Source organism: Chitinophaga filiformis (genome assembly GCF_021646545.1).
GTDB lineage: Bacteria > Bacteroidota > Bacteroidia > Chitinophagales > Chitinophagaceae > Chitinophaga > Chitinophaga filiformis_A.
The window spans coordinates 56,913-74,637 of record NZ_JAKIRP010000004.1; the positions used below are offsets into that span (position 1 = coordinate 56,913).

General features: G+C 45.9%; 12 protein-coding genes, 1 tRNA gene and 1 pseudogene. 1 reads left to right on the forward strand and 13 read right to left on the reverse strand.

From position 1 onward, the window contains the following. Window positions 1–111 precede the first annotated feature (111 nt). From L3C95_RS12560 to L3C95_RS12600, 9 genes are all read right to left on the reverse strand, one after another. Window positions 112–1,887, reverse strand: coding sequence for a T9SS type A sorting domain-containing protein (locus L3C95_RS12560; RefSeq protein ID WP_236387567.1), 1,776 nt, complete (start codon window positions 1,885–1,887; stop codon window positions 112–114). 251 nt (window positions 1,888–2,138) lie between these two features. Continuing rightward, window positions 2,139–3,596: a glycoside hydrolase family 30 protein gene (locus L3C95_RS12565; protein WP_236387568.1), complete on the reverse strand. Its 1,458-nt coding sequence runs from the start codon at window positions 3,594–3,596 to the stop codon at window positions 2,139–2,141. A 21-nt stretch (window positions 3,597–3,617) separates the two neighbouring features. Next, the gene (locus L3C95_RS12570) at window positions 3,618–5,075 is read right to left on the reverse strand and encodes a glycoside hydrolase family 30 protein (protein ID WP_236387570.1); all 1,458 of its coding nucleotides are present in this window, start codon (window positions 5,073–5,075) and stop codon (window positions 3,618–3,620) included. Continuing rightward, the gene (locus tag L3C95_RS12575) at window positions 5,072–5,929 is read right to left on the reverse strand and encodes a glycoside hydrolase family 16 protein (RefSeq protein WP_236387573.1); all 858 of its coding nucleotides are present in this window, start codon (window positions 5,927–5,929) and stop codon (window positions 5,072–5,074) included. Before L3C95_RS12575 ends, L3C95_RS12570 begins: the two co-directional genes overlap by 4 nt. Before the next feature lie 101 nt (window positions 5,930–6,030). Next, window positions 6,031–6,888 (reverse strand): hypothetical protein, encoded by an 858-nt coding sequence (locus L3C95_RS12580; protein WP_236387576.1) that lies wholly within the window; start codon window positions 6,886–6,888, stop codon window positions 6,031–6,033. 38 nt (window positions 6,889–6,926) lie between these two features. Beyond that, window positions 6,927–8,465 carry a RagB/SusD family nutrient uptake outer membrane protein gene (locus tag L3C95_RS12585; RefSeq protein WP_236387578.1) on the reverse strand — a complete coding sequence of 513 codons (1,539 nt, stop codon included), beginning with the start codon at window positions 8,463–8,465 and terminating at the stop codon, window positions 6,927–6,929. Window positions 8,466–8,485: 20 nt separating this feature from the next. After that, window positions 8,486–11,842: a TonB-dependent receptor gene (locus L3C95_RS12590; RefSeq protein ID WP_236387580.1), complete on the reverse strand. Its 3,357-nt coding sequence runs from the start codon at window positions 11,840–11,842 to the stop codon at window positions 8,486–8,488. A gap of 297 nt (window positions 11,843–12,139) precedes the next feature. Then, window positions 12,140–13,327: a FecR domain-containing protein gene (locus L3C95_RS12595; protein WP_236387582.1), complete on the reverse strand. Its 1,188-nt coding sequence runs from the start codon at window positions 13,325–13,327 to the stop codon at window positions 12,140–12,142. A 79-nt stretch (window positions 13,328–13,406) separates the two neighbouring features. Then, on the reverse strand, window positions 13,407–13,997 hold the full coding sequence (locus tag L3C95_RS12600) for an RNA polymerase sigma factor (RefSeq protein ID WP_236387585.1): 591 nt from the start codon (window positions 13,995–13,997) through the stop codon (window positions 13,407–13,409). Window positions 13,998–14,208: 211 nt separating this feature from the next. On the opposite strand from L3C95_RS12600, the gene L3C95_RS12605 reads away from it, so the two are divergent. After that, window positions 14,209–14,282, forward strand: a tRNA-Asp gene (locus L3C95_RS12605). A gap of 249 nt (window positions 14,283–14,531) precedes the next feature. Here L3C95_RS12605 and L3C95_RS12610 read toward each other — a convergent pair. The 4 genes and pseudogenes from L3C95_RS12610 to L3C95_RS12620 form a co-directional block, all read right to left on the reverse strand. After that, window positions 14,532–15,152, reverse strand: a complete 621-nt coding sequence (locus tag L3C95_RS12610; protein ID WP_317207687.1) for a PDDEXK nuclease domain-containing protein — start codon at window positions 15,150–15,152, stop codon at window positions 14,532–14,534. Further along, window positions 15,150–15,338 (reverse strand): annotated as a pseudogene (locus tag L3C95_RS34935) (DUF1016 N-terminal domain-containing protein); the annotation flags it as partial. The gene L3C95_RS12610 and the pseudogene L3C95_RS34935, both read right to left, overlap by 3 nt. Before the next feature lie 562 nt (window positions 15,339–15,900). Beyond that, the gene (locus L3C95_RS12615) at window positions 15,901–16,653 is read right to left on the reverse strand and encodes an SDR family NAD(P)-dependent oxidoreductase (protein WP_236387587.1); all 753 of its coding nucleotides are present in this window, start codon (window positions 16,651–16,653) and stop codon (window positions 15,901–15,903) included. Window positions 16,654–16,732: 79 nt separating this feature from the next. Further along, window positions 16,733–17,683, reverse strand: coding sequence for a helix-turn-helix domain-containing protein (locus tag L3C95_RS12620; protein WP_236387589.1), 951 nt, complete (start codon window positions 17,681–17,683; stop codon window positions 16,733–16,735). Between the last annotated feature and the right edge of the window lie 42 nt (window positions 17,684–17,725).

A 17,725-nucleotide genomic window follows, 5' to 3' on the forward strand; every position in this document is an offset into this window, starting at 1 on the left:
ATGGAAACCATCAGTTGAGTATTAAGAATTACCGACTGGATTAAAGAGTGAAGAACAAGAAGCCGTCTCAATTCATTTTTGAGGCGGCTTCTCTTTTGTATTACTATGGATTTATTCATTTACAATAATGCTCTTCGTTGTCCAGCTCTTTCCGTCAAATGCAGACAGCAGGTAGTAGCCGGAGCGGATACCGGCCAGTGAGATATTAAGCGGAGTGGCACCTGATTTATTTTCAATACGCTTAACAACCTTGCCTGTGATATCTGTGATCTTCACAGCATATACCTTCTGAGACAGGCTACCAGCGGATGGTTTGGCTGTCCTGGCCGTAGCAGTGGCTTCATTAACAGGAGCTGTGGTAGTTAATGTTAATGAACCTCTGGCCGGATTAGGTGCAATATTCAGTGACATTGCACTGGCGCCTGTCAGAACGGATACAAAAGGATATTCTTTATGAATCGGACCGCAGAAGCCCACAGCGTCGAGCACTACATATACCAATGCACCACTCTTTCTTTCCGTATACGTGAAGCCGGAATTACTGGAATTGAATGCATAAGGCGCATCGCCGGTGGTAGACCACGAGATGTTGGATAAGCCGGTGGAATTTATTGTACCAAAATAGGTAATGTAGTCTGACGAACTGTAATTAGGTATCGGACTTGTTGGCATATCTGTTGGCGTGTAAGGCCCGTTGGGACCAGCTGTATATGTCGCCTGTACTGTGCTTCCTGCCGTAATGGTTTTAGTCAGTGCAACCGGCGAGGTAAGGCATCCTCCCGACACGGTAGCAGTCAAAGTAGCCCAATAGTCAAAGGTCTTTGTTGCGGTGACTGTATTACCCGATGGTGTAAGGTTAACAACTCCCTGCGGCGATACTGACCAGGCAACAGAAGCATTACAGGGCAGGTTATTCACAGAGTAAGTAGCACTGGTGCATAAATTTGATGGCCCGGTCAATGAGAAGCTGGGCGTTACATTTGTAGCAGTCGAGGTACCTGCACCGAAAGTTACACCATTCACCACCGCATTTGCTATTATACTGGTAATCGGTGCACTACATGCCGGGGCCGTCAGTGTGAGGACATTGGAAGTGGTAGTCAGGAACTGTGGAGCCGGAGCACCGTTATACATCCAGCCGCTGCTGGCACTTCCCAGGTTCCAGTTATAGGCAGTAATGCCGGCCGCACCATTCGGATTAGATATCACAAAGTTCTGTGTAATGGCAGTACCACAGGTTTTCGAAACACTTGCAGGCGTCAGCGGAAGCGATACACGATCAGTAATAGTGATCTTACTGATCTTCACAGTATCCACACCGCCGTTTTTAAAACTCTGCACCAGGATAGTCATCACATTCAGATCACTGGTAGGAGTAAACGCCGTGAAATTGTAGACACCAACGTTTGTTCCCAGTACGTTGAATGCATTACCCGTTTGTACTGCCGACCAGGCCGAACTTGATACCGGTCCGCATACAGCAGGTAATGTCTGGGCAGGATTCGGCAATTGCGCATAAAACCCTGCATACAGTGTGGGAGGAGTAGTACCTGAAGGAGCAGAACCAGCTGCAGTGACCTGTATAGCATAAGTATGCCCTTTTTTGAAGGCATACCCTATACCATAAGCAGTGGCAGTAGTACCGCCGGGAGTAGCCGCTCCCACTGATACCAGTTTAATGGCATTTGTTCCGTTGTAAGTGACGCCACCGCAAACGGGATAATGGGTCAAACCACCGATAACTGCGAGAGTACTTGTGTTAAACACATTACAGTTGCCCGGGTTAAGCGGTGCGTTGGTATAACTGATGGTGGTGGTGACCTGCGCATAGGTCTTCGTGATAAAAAACAGGGCAAAACATACCCAAAAGGTAAAGGTCGTTTTCATAATGTGAAAGGGTGGGTTTAATGGTAATAATTAAAAACTGGATGATTTATAATGGTTTCAATTAACGTGAATGGTTCTGGTACTGAGGATCCGGGTCAACTCAAAATCGGGTCACATATAACGTTATTGAAGGTAGTAATTAAACACAAAATTCCATTAAAAAATGGATGAACGGCTGAGTATAACACGGTAATACTTACATGAAAAAAGCCTCGGGAAACCGAGGCCTTTCTTCATACATAATGGTTAACCTAGTCTATTATCAGTGTTGCGATGGAATGCGGTAAACTGGTTGCGGAAGCTGCTTCACCTTTGATCCAGAGTTTGTAAGGAATCTCTTTTGCAGACATGTTCAACACAACCACTGCGAGCTTGCCGTCTTTATTAATGAAGGCTGTTGTCTGCAGGTCTGTTCTGTTGGATGATGCAATCACACGTTTTGCACCCGGGCGGATGAATTTGGAAAAATGTCCCAGGTAATAATAAGCATTGGTGTAGATCAATTCACCTGACTTAGTATCTGCATGCACGGGTGCAAAGCAGAAGTTACCAACGTGATTTGGGCCACCATTTTCATCCAGCAGGATGTTCCAGTCTGTCCACGCAACGGTACCGTTGTTAAAGTCGTTCACCATAGACAGACCATAACGTTCACCGATGAACCATTCATGGATACGCTCACGTTTGAAAGATTCTATACATCCCTCTGTAAAGATGAGATTCTTGTCAGGGAAAGTCTCAGCCACGCGACGTACGTTGTCAAACATCATGCTACTGCCGGTCCAGGTCTCATACCAGTGATACCCGATACCCCATACATATTTAGCTGCAGCCGGATCTTCCAGGATGGTGCTGGCACGCTGATATACCTGGTCACGATTATGATCCCAGGCTATCAGCTTCTTCGAAGCCAGGCCCTGTTTCTGTAAGGTGGGTCCAAGGTAACGCTTGATAAAATCCCTCTCCTCTTCAGCAGAGTAATTACAGGATTCCCATTTCTGTTTTGCCATGGGCTCATTCTGTACAGAAAGGCCCCATACAGGAATACCCAGTGACTCATAAGTTTTGATAAACTTCACAAAGAAGTTAGCCCATGACTGGTAGTACTGTGGCAACAGTTTACCGCCATGCAGCATATCATTGTTGTCCTTCATCCAGGCCGGAGGGCTCCAGGGACTCACATACAATGGTAACTTCCCGCCGGCAGCAGTGATAGCCGCCTTAATGAACGGGATACGGTATTGCATATCATGTTCTACGCTGAATGTTCTCAACAGGCTGTCATTGTCTTTTACATAACTGTAAGAGTCACTGGAGAAATCACAGCTCTGTATATTGGTCCTGGCTAAGGTGTACCCGATACCATCTACCGGATCATAATAGGCTCTCATCAACTCCGCCCGCTTCTGGTTGGGCATTTTGGCCCACGTTTCAGCAGCAGCATCGGTCAGTGCGCCTCCAATTCCCATCAGTGTCTGGAAACGCTTTGAGGGATCTACAAAGATGCACACTTCCGTTTCCAGCGGCTGTTTCATGGGAGCAAAAGACAAGGTGCCTGTTTCAGTCAACCGCAGTTTGGTATTCTCTGCAGTAGTATACACAGTAACGCCTTTACGCGTAGTGGAATCCTTCCTGTTACTCAGGGCTTCGCTCTTCGCATAACCGGTGTAGGCCACCAGCAACAGCCCTATCAATGCGAATTTTCTCATTTATAAAAACTATGTTAGAATTTACCAGATATATGTAGCTACAGCACCATTGGCAAGGGTACTGGTCACTACTTTTTCTTTGTACCGGATATTGAATGTCTGCGGTATTGTGCCACTATTTACGACGATCAGCACCTTTTTACCATCAGGAGTTTTAAACGCCACATTGTCCAGCTGGCTTGTAATATTGGAGGCAATCCTTACTGCACCGGGACGTACAAATTTAGATGCATGACCGATGATATAATATGCAACGTTACGAATTACGCCGGAACCAATTGTTAATGCGCCCAGGCAGGTAGTACAACCACCTTCTGTATGCGGACCATAGTTAGGATCGGAAGCCAGGTTCCATTCCAGCACATTACGGCTCCAGTTACGGGTAGCACCAATGATCAGCGTGCTGACATGCCACTTCAGATCGTTCCCGAAGTTGCCGGGGCCGCCTACCCATTGTTCTGTGAAGTAAATATTCTTTTCAGGGTAAGCATCATGCAACTGTGTCAGTGCCGTGATGCTGCCACCATACAGATGAAAGGCCGAGCCGTCTACATAAGGGTAAGCATCCGCATCTTTCAGAATAGCGGCCGGATACTCAGGTTTGTCTGCATTATGATCATATACAATGATCTTTGTAGTCAGACCTGCTGCTTTAAAAGCGGGGCCCAGGTGATTCTTTACGAAGTCAGCCTGCTCATTGGCCTGCATGACCATACTCGGATTGTTACCGCCGTGTAAGGGCTCATTCTGGGGTGTAATCGCATCAATGGTGATACCTTCTGCTTTCATCGCCTGAATGTACTTTACGAAGTACAAGGCATAAGCGGCATAATATTCAGGTTTCAGGCTGCCTCCCTTGGATGCATTGTTTGTTTTCATCCAGGAGGGTGCAGACCAGGGTGATCCCAGTATCTTGATATTGGGCGCCAGGGCGATTATTTTTTTCAGTATGGGGAGCAGGTGTTTCTTTTCCATGTCAATGCTGAATTTCGTCATATTGACATCTGTTTCTCCTGCCGGAAGATCATTATAAGTAAATGGCGCTACACTCAGATCGGAGGCGCCAATGCTCACGCGCAGATAGCTCACGCCAATATGTGTACTGTCTGTCAGGAACAGTTCTTTCAGCAGTGCATCCTGTACGTCGGCGGAGAGGGAATTGATCAGCATGGCGCTGCCATCTGTCAGGCAATAACCAAAGCCGTCTATGCTCTGATAGGTCTGTTCATCATCAACGCTGATATCGGGATATATGTTAACAGTGTCCTTAAAGAGCAGGTTTACCTTTTGTTTTTGAAACAGCACGGTTTTATCACCTGTGGTCAGCCACATGTTGACGTCTGTGGTGTCGGTCTTTGGCGGGTCAACAGTGGGGCCGGGAACGTCTCCCCCTTTATTATCCTTGCATCCTGCAAAGGAGATCAGGCCTGTCATCAGCAATACAGCGAGGCTGATAGATGTTTTATTACGGAATCTCATTTTTCAATCATTTTATAAACTCTTACATAATCCACATCCATTGTTACCGGATAAATGGACTCATCCATACCCTGTGCGCCACCCCAATCGCCACCAACAGCAATATTCAACAGGAGATGGAATTTCTTATCGAAAGGCCATACTTTATATCCTTTCCCTTCATTAGTAAACTCGAAGATGAGCTGATCGTCAATGTAACCACGCAGGGCATAAGGCGTCCAGTCCATCCTGTACACATGATATTCCGTGCTGGCGTTCTGTATTTTCTTAACGCTTGTTTTCTGGGTGTTTATTCTGAAGTAATAAGCTTCTGTATGTGCGGTGATATGAATCACATCCTGATCATATCCTACGTGTTCCATAATATCGATCTCTCCTGACTTTGGCCAGTCTCCGTATGCCCAGTCGGTAGGCAGCATCCAGATAGCGGGCCAGGTACCTTTACCTGCAGGCAGTTTTGCTTTGATCTCAAAGCGACCGTACAGGAAGTCTCCCTTTCCTCTTGTCACCAGTCGTGCGGAGGTATAATTACGGTTTTCCTTCACTTCCTTTCTGGCTGTGATGGTCAGCTTGCCATTAGCTACCGAGGCATTGTCGAGGCTGTTGGTATAATATTCCAGCTCATTGTTTCCCCATCCGCCACCACCGATATCGTATCCCCATCTGGTATTGTCGGGCAAACCGTTATAATCAAATTCATCTGCCCATACCGGAGTTGTTTCAAAGGTCCAGTGTTTGTCTACAGGCCCCTGCGGAGTCACAGGATTTGTCGTAGTATCGTTCTCCCCTTTGCCTGAGCAGGAAATAACATTCATACCTAACAGGATGAAGGGGAGGTATTTCAGTGTTTTCATACGCGCTGTTTTGTAAATAAAAAAATTAGGAACCGGAGATCAGGAGTCAGGCGTATATACACCTTATTCCCGGGTCCCCAATTCCTAATCCAAAATAGACTTTATTTCTCTTCCAGGAACTTCACATCATCGATTGTGATACCGCCGGTGCCCAATGTACCACCTGAGCTACCTGCTTTGATCACAATGTAAATGTCTCCTGTTTTAGTAAACGTTATAACACCATTTTTATCTTTACCGGTACCGTCACAACCTATCTTAGCGATATCGTCGTCGAACGCCACGGCTCCGCAGCCAGACCAGGTATTCAGAGAAATGAATTTATTTCCGCTATAATCAGAACCCTGTTTAGGCACAGCAGCGTCGATGTAAATTTCAAACCAGGAATTAGTAGCGCCGCTACCCTTAACACGTCCTGAGAAAATATACGATTTGCCAGCTGTTACACTTACCTTCTGATAAATAGCGCCATTGCTATTGGCGGTATTGCTGAAAACCATCTTTCCATTCTCTATTTTGATGCCGGTCTGTACACCTCCGGTGTTCAACGGTGTCCAGAATTGCTCGCTACCAGCTTCCATATTACCACCTTGCAGGATATCCTGTGTTTGGGCATTCTGGGCAATTGTAATTTCCTTCGCCGTTTTTGCATATCCGCCATTGGTAAATACTGTAAACTGGATCTTATACTTTCCGGCCAGGAAAAAGCTCAGTGTATCTGTTTCGCGTTTGGATTTGTGTCCGGCGTCGTCCGTCCATTCAAACAGAAAACCACCCTGCGTTGTATTTTTTACAACGATCTTGTTCGGGTTGCCGTTCAGCGGCTCGGCGGTGAAAGACGCTACAGGCAATGGCCCGAGCCCTTTGTCAGATGATTCCGGTGTACAGGCCGAAACTGCGCCGGCCAGCAGAGCGGCCATTGCTATGATACGTGTATGTTTTATATACTGAAAGTTCATTTTGTGCTGTTTGTTAGATCATGAATGCTGTTAGACGCTTATTTCCATTCAGGGTTCTGCTGCAATTTTGTATTCTCCAGTTCCAGTAATGGGATAGGCAATACTTCATGCTTTCCTGTTCTGAAACCACGGTCGCCGAGCGCAGCAGCCGCTCTGCCAGTGCGTACCAGGTCGAACCAGCGGTGACCTTCACCTGCCAGCTCCAGGCGTCTTTCTTTGAAAATGTTGTCGTCGGTTGCCTCAACAGGACTCAGTCCTACGCGGGCACGTACAGCATTCAGTAATTCGTAGGCACGTGTGCCGGCACCACCGCCCTGACTGGATTTAACCAGCGCTTCCGCTTCCATCAGGTAAGTATCTGCCAGACGGATCTCATACAGGTTCTGCGGGAAGTTCAGTTCCATGTTACCAGGTCCTGTAGACTTGTCACTTACTTTCGCCGCGAATTTATTCAGGAACCAACCGGTATCATCATGGCCAGGAGAATAGTTTGCAATCCCGTTTGCCTTCAGGCTATCCATGTTTAACACAGTTGCATTGTAACGCGGATCGAAGTGAATGGCATCAAACAGACTTTTGGTAACTACCAGGAAGCTCCAGCCAGATACCATCTGTGGCGCTTCAGGCTTCAACGCAGTATATCCCCTCGGGCCTACCATAATGTTCAGCACATTACCTTCAGTACAACCTACACAGTTCCAGTTACCACCTGATCTGGAACTGAATGCCGCTTCAAATATTGATTCACTATTGAACTTATTGGCGTTGAATTTCCACAGATCACCGTAGTTGGCCAACAGTTTATAACCATATTTAGGATTGGTCTGTCCGGGAGTACCGTTCACCTCTGCCAGTTCTGCAGCCGCTTCCGGCCATTTCTCCTGATACAGGTATACTTTACCTAATAATGCATGCGCAGCACCTCTTGTAGCGCGTCCGCCAAGAGAATCTACAGGCACCTGATCAGGGAAGTTAGGCTCGGCAATAGCGTCCTTCAGATCCTGGACGATCAGGTTGTATACATCAGCGGGGGGAGACTGTACCACATTATACATTTCTGAAGTGGATACAGGTGTAGTCAGCAAGGGAATGTTCCTGAATAAACGCACCAGGTCAAAATAGAAGAATGCGCGCAGGAATTTACATTCTGCAGTGAAACGTTTCTTCAGATTTTCATCCATGGGAACATCAGGCAGCTTGCCTAACAAGGTGTTTGCACGGAAGATACCTGCATAGCCTTTTTTCCATAATTCCTCCTGAGGGCCCTGATCGGGAGCGAGGGTGTATTTCGAAAATACCTGGAAGGCAGTTACATCACTTGCACCACCACCACCAGCGAGATGGTCATCAGAACCAGCATCCATGGCGCCTACTTTGGTTACATAACCTCCACCCTGCCAGCTCACCACATCATACACGGCGATCAGACCATTGAAGGCTTCTGTTGCATTACGGTAGTAGTTGGATTCCAGATCGGTACCTATTGGTTTTACTTCGAGAAATTTATCGCTACAGCCGGCAGCCAGGTTTAATCCCATGGCCATGGCTATTATATATGGAATTTGTCTTGTTTTCATCTTGTTATCAGCTTTAAAAATTAGAACGTAGCATTTACACCTACCATGAAAGAGCGGGCCTGCGGATAGATGCCTCTGTCAATGCTGAACACGCCGCCACCAATTTCAGGATCGTAACCACTGTATTTGGTCAGGGTCAGCAGGTTTTCACTCATCAGGTAAACACGGAATTTCTCGATGTATGCTTTCTTCAACAGGGAAGCAGGAAGGCTATAACCGATCTGCAGGGATTTGATCCTTGCATAGTTTCCACTTTCCAGGTAGAAGTCGGATGGGTTGGTGAAGTTGTTGTTTTCGTTACCAGGTTTTGTTGTCAGACGTGGGTAGTCATTACTTGTACCAGGACCTGTCCAGCGACCCAATGCATTGGTCTGCCAGTTAGCGGTCAGGATATCCAGACGACGCAGTCCCTGGAAGATCTTATTACCAGCTGCACCCTGTACGAACAATACCAGGTCAAAACCTTTATAGCCGGAATTCAGGGTAAAACCATACGTCCAGCTTGGAGTTGGTGTACCAAGGAATTTACGGTCGCCTTCATATTCTATCTTGCCATTTCCATCTATATCTACCCAGCGGAAATCGCCAGGTACGGCATCAGGCTGTATTTTCTTTCCATCTTTGTTTACATACGCATCTACTTCCTGCTGTGTCTGGAAAATGCCATTGGTCTGGAAGCCGAAGAATGAGCTGTATGCCTGTCCAACAGCAGTACGTGTGATAGGTCTGCTGGTAGACTGGATGGATTCCCCACCAGAGAGGTAGGCAACACCACGACCCAGGTTGGTTACTTTATTCTTCAGATAGGAAATGTTACCATTGACAGAGAAATTAAAGTCGCCGAATTTCTTACGATAACCTAATTCCAGTTCCACACCCTTATTCTCCATATCTGCAACGTTAGCAGCCGGATTGGAAATTGCACCCACATAGAATGGGATACGTGGATATTGCAGAATGTCTTTCGTTGCCTTTTTAAACAAGTCGAATGACACTGTAATGTCCTGCAGTACTGTCGCTTCAAAACCGATGTTTGTCTGGCTGGTGGATTCCCATTTCAGATCAGGGTTGGAAGGTGCGTTGGGACTGTTACCAACCAGGTATGTATCGCCGGTACCAAAGCTATAGCTTCTTCCGCCACCAACAGTAGACAGGAATAGGAAGTCGCCGATATTATCATTACCTACCACACCGTAACCACCACGCACTTTCAGGAAATTGATGATTTCGTTACCAGACAGGAAGCCTTCACTGGATGCTACCCAACCTAGTGAGAAGGATGGGAAGATACCATATTTGTTGTTGGACCCGAAACGGGATGAACCATCACGACGCACTATAGCTTCTGCCAGATATTTCTCGTTATAGTTATAGTTTACACGTGCAAACAGGGAAGAAAGCTTGTGATCCGGATTTTCATTACCGCTTGCGTCCTTCTGAGAAGGCTGTACAGTGTATTTCAGTGACGCTTCCTTCAGACTCGTTACCGGCAGATCATAGAAGGTTACAGAACTGGACCTTGTATGGTTGTCAACATACGCACCCTGTCCTAAGAGCAAGGTCACGTTATGCTTACTGAATGCTTTTGTATAGGAGATGGTATTTTCCACGTTCCAGTTAAAACCGTTGTTATAGCCGCGGTTGAAGTTGTTACGGGAAGATATGGTAGACGAGTTAAGGTAAGATATCGGAGTAAAAGTCTCACTTCCCCAGAAAGCGATCTTTGAACCTAAAGTAGAACGTAATTTCAGACCCTTGATCGGTGATATTTCCAGGTAAGCATTACCTACGATGTTATGAGACCAGTTATACCTGTTATCCTTGCGGGTTGCAATATATGCCAGCGGATTGGTGATCTCCTGGAACACGGTTTTGGAAAGACCATAGTAATTTCCATTTGCATCTTTTGGCGCTCTTGGATCATAACCTGCCGCAACCGCAGGATCGGTTACGATAACCGGTGTAATGGGATCCAGGTTGATAGCAGAAGAAAGCGGACCGCCAAATTCACTATTGGTGTTACCAAGACCGATCGACTTATCGTATGCATACCCCACGTTCTGGCCGAAGGTTACCCATTCTGACAGTTTATGTGTAGAGTTCAGACGGAAGTTGATACGCTGATATTTTGAAATGTCGCTGGCAACGATACCCTCCTGGTTGAGATAACCGAAGGAAGAGTAGAAGGTAGATTTCTCACTACCACCGCTGACACTGATTTCATGATTCTGACGGATCGCGTTATTGTTGAAGATCTGTGCCTGCCAGTCGGTACCTTGTCCCAGAGACTGAGGATCTGCATATTTAATACCTTCACCGCCCGCCACAGACGCCTCGTTGATCAGCGTAGCATACTGGGTGGCGTTCAGCAGTTTCAGTTTACGTGCCGGAGCGGAAGTGCCAAAATAGCCATTGTAGTTCACACTCAGCTTTCCGGCCTTGCCTTTCTTGGTAGTGATCAGGATAACACCCGCAGCAGCACGTGCACCATAGATAGCCTGGGAAGCCGCATCTTTCAGTACTTCGATAGATTCAATATCATACTGGTTGAGATAACCGATACCACCGTTATCAACCACAACACCATCCACTACCCACAGCGGATCGTTGTTGTTGAAGGTGGTGAGACCCCTTATCCGTACAGAAGACCCGGAACCTGGCTGACCAGAGCTGGACGCGATGGTAACACCGGAGGTTCTTCCCTGCAGGGCGCTTTCAACGCGGGTAATAGGCTGGTTTTCCAGGTCGGCAGCTCTCACACTGGTGATAGCGCCGGTTACCACACTCTTCTTCTGTACGCCATAACCTACTACGACGGTTTCGGTCAGGGAAGTTTCGGAACCTTTTAATCTGACAGACAGGTTGCCATTACCTACCGCCTGTGTATAGGGCGCAAAGCCAAGGGCACTGAACACCAGGGAACCATCGGCGGGCGCCTTCAGTTTGAAGCGGCCATCGACATCGGTAGCAGTACCGGTGCTGCCGTTCTTTACGCGAACGCTTACCCCCGGAACAGGCTCTCCTTTTTCATCCGTCACCTTTCCGGTTACGGTAATGGTAGTGTCTGCCGCCGGTTTAGCGCCCTGCAGGCCTTTGACGATGATACGGGCGCCATCGATAGTGTAGGCAAATGGTTGATTGCTAAGGCAGATATCGAGCACTTCTTTTACGGTAGCATTTTTAATATCTATAGTTACAGGACTGGCCGTTGCGAGTAATGTTTCATCGTACACTATGGAAATTCCTGCCTGACGTGCCACCTGACGAAGCACTTTCTTGAGGGGAGCTTTCTTTTCAGTTATAGAGATTTGCTGCGATACCCCTTTTGCGCTGATCTGCAAACAAACCACTAGCAACAAAAAGGTGGTCAGTTTCATAACGTTGACAATTTTGGCTGGTAGAGGCGTCTGCGCACAGAAAGCCCTACCACTAAAGTTTAAATGCATACTTTTGTAGTGTTTGGGAATTTAGAAGATCAATAGTTGTTAACGTGACGTGGTTTTCAGAATGTCCCTGACAAATCTGCCGGAAGTGTTGCAAGCGCTTCCGGTTCTTGTTTCATAGGACAAGCTGCTTCTTTAGTTAATTTGTTTCAGTTGCTACTTCCATAACGAATCATTTTACTTGAATAATACCCCTGACTGTCTTTACGTGGATTTAGTACAGTACAGGCTTTATTTCCCCGATGTAACAGTTAGTTTTCTTCCTGACAGTGAGAATGTAGGTCCATTTGCTTCCAGCATATGCAGAATATCAGATAAAGGTAAGCTCCGGCTAATACGTCCCCCAAAGAGCCGTTCATTTCCCGTCTGGTTGTAACTAATGTCAATATCATACCATCTGGCCAGTTGACGCAGAATATCTCCCAGGCTGGCGTTGTCAAATTCAAAAAAACCTGTTTTCCAGGCTATTACCTGATCAACGTCTGCCGGCCTTACTACCATGCTACCTGTAGTAGGGTCTACGATGGCCTGTTGTCCTGGTTTCAGTCGTTGTTCCGTTGTCCCGTTTTTTACGTTTACGAGCCCTTCAAGCAGTGTCGTATTAATACTCTTTTCATCGGCATAGGCCATGATATCAAAGCTGGTACCCAGTACCTGCACTTCGAGATTGTTCACTTTTACAAAAAATGGCTGGCGTGCATTAGGAGCCACTTCAAAGTAGCCCTGTCCCTGCAATTCCACCTCCCGGCGGTTGCCATTAAAGGCGGTAGGATATCTCATACTGGAAGCCGCATTCAGCCATACACGGCTGCCGTCAGGCAGCACGATATTGAACTGACCGCCCCTTGGTACACTCAGCGTGTTATAAACAACAGCGTCACTGTTACCCTGTACAGCATATTCCAGCTGCCCGTTTTTCTGGCGCACGATGGTTTGCCCCTGGTTGATCACCTGATTACCGGCACTGTCCAGCGTTACCACATCGCCGTTTGCCAGTATCAGTACAGCTTTATTAGTACCTGGCGCAATATCTCCGGTATCAGCCACCGCATTGTTACTTGTGGTAAACGTCTTGCGGGACGAGACATTGCTCATATAATAATACATACCGCTTCCCAGCAGCAGCAGTATTACGGCAGCAGCTGCCCAGCGTACGTGTACACGCTGCCTGATCTTCACCACTTTATCACGTGAGATGTTCTGTAAAAGTCTTGTTTCTATTCTGTCGCTCAGTTCTGAAGGAATCTCATGGTGCTCTGCCATCGTCTTTTTGAACTCCTGCTGCATAGCTGCCAGCAGGGAGCGGTGAGAACCGGACGATTGAAGCCAGGCGTATAATTCTTCCGTTTCAGCCACAGTACATTGGCCGTCAAGGTATTTTTGTAAAAGTTTTTCGTTGTGGTCCGTGGATGATGACATAAATGATGAGCACCTTTTGCGGGTACTGTATATATTATCCGCAAATGAGCAAAGAGGGTACCCCTGTCTTAAAAAAAAGTTAAAGAATTTTTTTGGCGATGTAAATGGCGAGCAGAATATCGCCGTGCCGGTGCACATAATCGTATATGAAGCGCATGCCCAGGACCATATGTTTTTTGACGGCATTTCTGGAAATTCCCAGCAAAAAGGCTACTTCATCATAACTTTTCCCCTCCTGGCGGCATAATTTAAATACATTCAGGCGCTGGGGAGGCATTCTCACCAGTGCCTCCTGGAATAAACGTTCATATTCCTTGGCCCTTACCTCCTGCTCCGGCTGAGCACCGGCGGTTTCATTCAGCTGGCTGTATAACTGGTCTCGGAGTACTTTATCGGTGGCAAGTTTGTCGATCGTCTTTATAACATGGTTCCTGGCGATCCTGTATAAATATCCTGTAAAGGACAACTCAGGATTAATACGGTCCCTGATTTCCCATACCTTGAGGAATACATCATGCACCAGATCCTCGGCGAGTGAAGGGACCTTGCAAAACCGCAACACATAGATGTAAAGCGAGGCGTGATAGTGCCGGTAGATTTTCGTGAACGCAGACTCATCTCCCTGCTTCATTTTTAGCAACACCTCTTCCTCGGATGGCATACGATCCATATCAAATTGTACATTAGTAGACCCCCTAAAAGGTGTAAATCTAGTTAAAAGTGCCCAATGTACAAATTAGGACAGCAGTGGCGTAGAAGGGTATTTTTTACGCGTAGCAGGCATGGCGTTTTAAAAGTTGTAAATATTTCTACATAATTTATTTGCGCAATTGAAATAAATGTTCATATATTTGCACCCCCGACAAACGGGAAACTACGATGGATCAGTAGTTCAGTTGGTTAGAATGCCGCCCTGTCACGGCGGAGGTCGCGGGTTCGAGTCCCGTCTGGTCCGCAAAAAAACGCCTGGCTAAAAAGCCGGGCGTTTTTGCTTTTGGCGAAAATTTGAGCCTTCAGACCAATCCGGCTAAAGGCGTTTTTTTTAATTGATCCTATTTAAGTTGATGTGCGGTCTCAGATTGAGTGATTATTAGTCTGTAGATGTTGAAAATTGTAAAGACACTTAACGCCAAAAGTAATAACAGCAGTTTTTTTCATGGTTGAATAAAAGAAGGTCTATTTTTAAATTAATATGGCGCTTAGTTTATAGATCTTTTTTCTTCTGTATGGAGCCGACCTGAAAGCGCTGTTTTGCCAACTGTATTGCCAAATGTAATTTCTGTTGCAAGACCTCCTTTGGAGGCAACTCAAGAAGATATTGTGCAACATGTATACCCGCTGCATCGAGCTCTAATAGCTCTATCAATTCATCATTCTTATCAGCACAAAGTATCAATCCGATTGGGGATAGTTCATGTGGTTGTTGCTCATATTTAGCTAACCAGCGAAGATATAATTCCATTTGGCTTTTATGGCTATGCTCAAATTTACCGAGCTTTAGATCTATTGCAACCAGACGTCTTAACTTACGATGATAAAATAAAAGATCTATATAATAATCCGTATCATCAATAGAAATACGTTTTTGCCTGGATAAAAATGCGAAGTCATTACCCAGCTCCAAAATAAATAACTGCAACTGATATATAATACTTTGCTCCAGATCTCTTTCGCTATAGCTATCCTGTAGCCCTAAAAAATTCAGAATATATGGATCTTTAAATGTAAGATCCGTTGTCATTTCTTTATTGCTCCGTAAGAGTTCAAGATCATTTTGAATTATTAACTCTGGCTTCTTGCTAATAGCTGTACGCTCATACAACATAGAATTTATCCGCTCCTGTAGTTGGCGGCTGCTCCATCTTTCATTTGACGCCATTGTCAGGTAAAACTCACGTTGCAGCTGATCTTTGAGATAAACAATTGATTTTATATGTGTCCAGCTTAATTGTCTCTGCACCGCGGAGACAATTTGTGCCTCTGAAAAAGTCTCTGCACAGCGGAGACAATGCCGTAGCGTCTTGTCATCTCAACCTTTACCAAAGGCTTCTATCAGCTGGTTAGACAATTTCTTTACAACCTCCTTCCCGTAGTCAGCTCTTTGATTTCCTAAAACATACTTATTTAATTTTGTCCCTATGTTTCAATATAATGATACCAATTCTGTATTTACCTTCACCAGCACCTTCTGCCTGCTACTTTCAATTAGATGTTTTATTTCGTTAAATAACAGTCGTTCTTCTTTTATCAATTTACTCATCGTTCCGGAATAATTTTAAGTTGGAAGATTTAGCTGTATTTATTAAAATTATTGCATCCAGGAAGAATTAACAAATCTATTGCAAAAAGTCCCTTCTTATAAGCTGTTGAATTTCATTCAGATTATCAAAGAATTAGTTCGATAATTGTCCCTCCCACACCGCTAAAGGGGACTGATCATCAAAAAAATGATCGGTCCCTTTTTCGTTTCTTGTCCAATCCCTTTGGCGTCGGGCAATCCGGGGCAAAGGCGTTTCTGCTGTAACCAATGCCTGCGGACATTCTAAGTAATGTTTTAAAGTCGCCGGAGACACTTACAGCCCCACACCACCAGTTACCTCGATCCGCTGTCCATTCACCCATCTGGCGTCATCACTGCAAAGGAAGGACACTACACCACCCACATCATCAGGCACACCGACACGCCCCAGCGCTGTGATACCTTCTACAAATTTGCGCATCTCAGGACTGTCTTCCATAGCAGCACCACCAAAGATAGCTCCGGGCGCCACTACATTTGCTGTGATGCCTCTTGACCCAAGTTCAGCCGCCAGATACCTGGTATATACATCCAGGCCACCCTTCATAATTCCGTAAGCCGAAGCACCCGGGTAGGAGATCCTTGATACAGCAGATGAAATGTTTACAATTTTTCCACCATCCTGCAGTAGTGGTAACATTTTCTGAGTGAGGAAGTAAATACCTTTCAGATGGATGTTCATCATCTCATCGAATTTGCTTTCAGTGGTTGCCTCAATGGGCGCAGTATAACTGGTACCTGCGTTGTTGATCAGGAAGTCAAAGCGAGTCCTTCCAAATGTGGTGTCCAATGTATTGCTTAGCTGTACTGCAAAGGCTTCAAAACTCTTAACATCTGTCGTATTGAGTGGCAGGGCTGCAGCCTTACGGCCCAGTGCATGAATAGCGGCTACCGCCTCTTCCGCACTTGCCTTGTTGTTAATGTAAGTGATAATGATATCGTTGCCTTTCTCTGCCAGGCTTAGTGCAATATTCCGACCGATACCCCTTCCTCCTCCTGTTATTAACGCAATTTTTGATGTGCTCATTTGTTGTACTGTTTTGATTAAAAGACAGTACAAAATTGCGGCAATTGCCAAATGGAGTCTATGTTATCAGCAATCCATTTTATGTATAATTCAAACTTTTTGCCTGGGAGCGATAAGTACCTGGAGGAATAGAGGTTTCGTTCTTAAAGAACTTGGCGAAATGCGCAAAGTCTGAAAACCCAAGGCTATCGGCGATTTCGGCGATAGTCCAGTTTGTTTGACGTAGTAAGATCTGCGCCTCCTTCAGTATCCTTCCGGCTATCAGTGCAGATGTTGTCAGGCCGGTGGTTTCTTTTAATATTTTATTCAGGTGATTGACATGTATAGAGAGCTCCTTAGCATAATCCCCTGCAGTTCGCAACTTGATTTGCTGATGAGGATTGTCCAGCGGGAACTGCCTCTCCAGCAGCTCAATAAACAGGGACGTTGTGCGTGCGAAATTGCTGTGATTGGGATGAGGCATTATCGTTGACTGCAACTGTTGCCCGAAATGGATGAGCTCAAGTGTGTAAGTACGCAGCAGATCATATTTGTAAGCATAAGTTGAGGCGATGGCGGTATGCATCTTTTCATAGATGCTCTTCACAATTTTCACATCCGCCTTCTCAAGCGGGAACAAAGGATGCTCAGGCGATTTATAGATCGGCAGTTCGTCCAGCACCACACCGCTCCTGGTTGGATGAAGGAACTCTGGCGTGAACACACAACACATGCCCGACTGTCTTTCCATCGGCAACCATGTTATAGGACTTTTGGGCGTCGTAAATACCAACGTTGGCTGCGAAAGGCTTTTAATGCCATCAGGGTAGCCGATCTTTGAATGGCCTATCAACAGACTGATTTTATAAAACGTACGGCATTGATAAGGTTGGGTCGGCAGATCCTGAACGGTCTGCCGGATCTTTGATACATTGAAGACATTGAAATGACCAATCTCATCCTGAATACCGGCTGGCAACAAGGCGCTTAGCTCCAGAGGTGAGCCTGAAGCGAAGCGTCTGTCAAGATCATTAAACGATACACTGTCCATAGCATGTATATGTATAAATCAAATTTAGCCAAATTTTCTGAC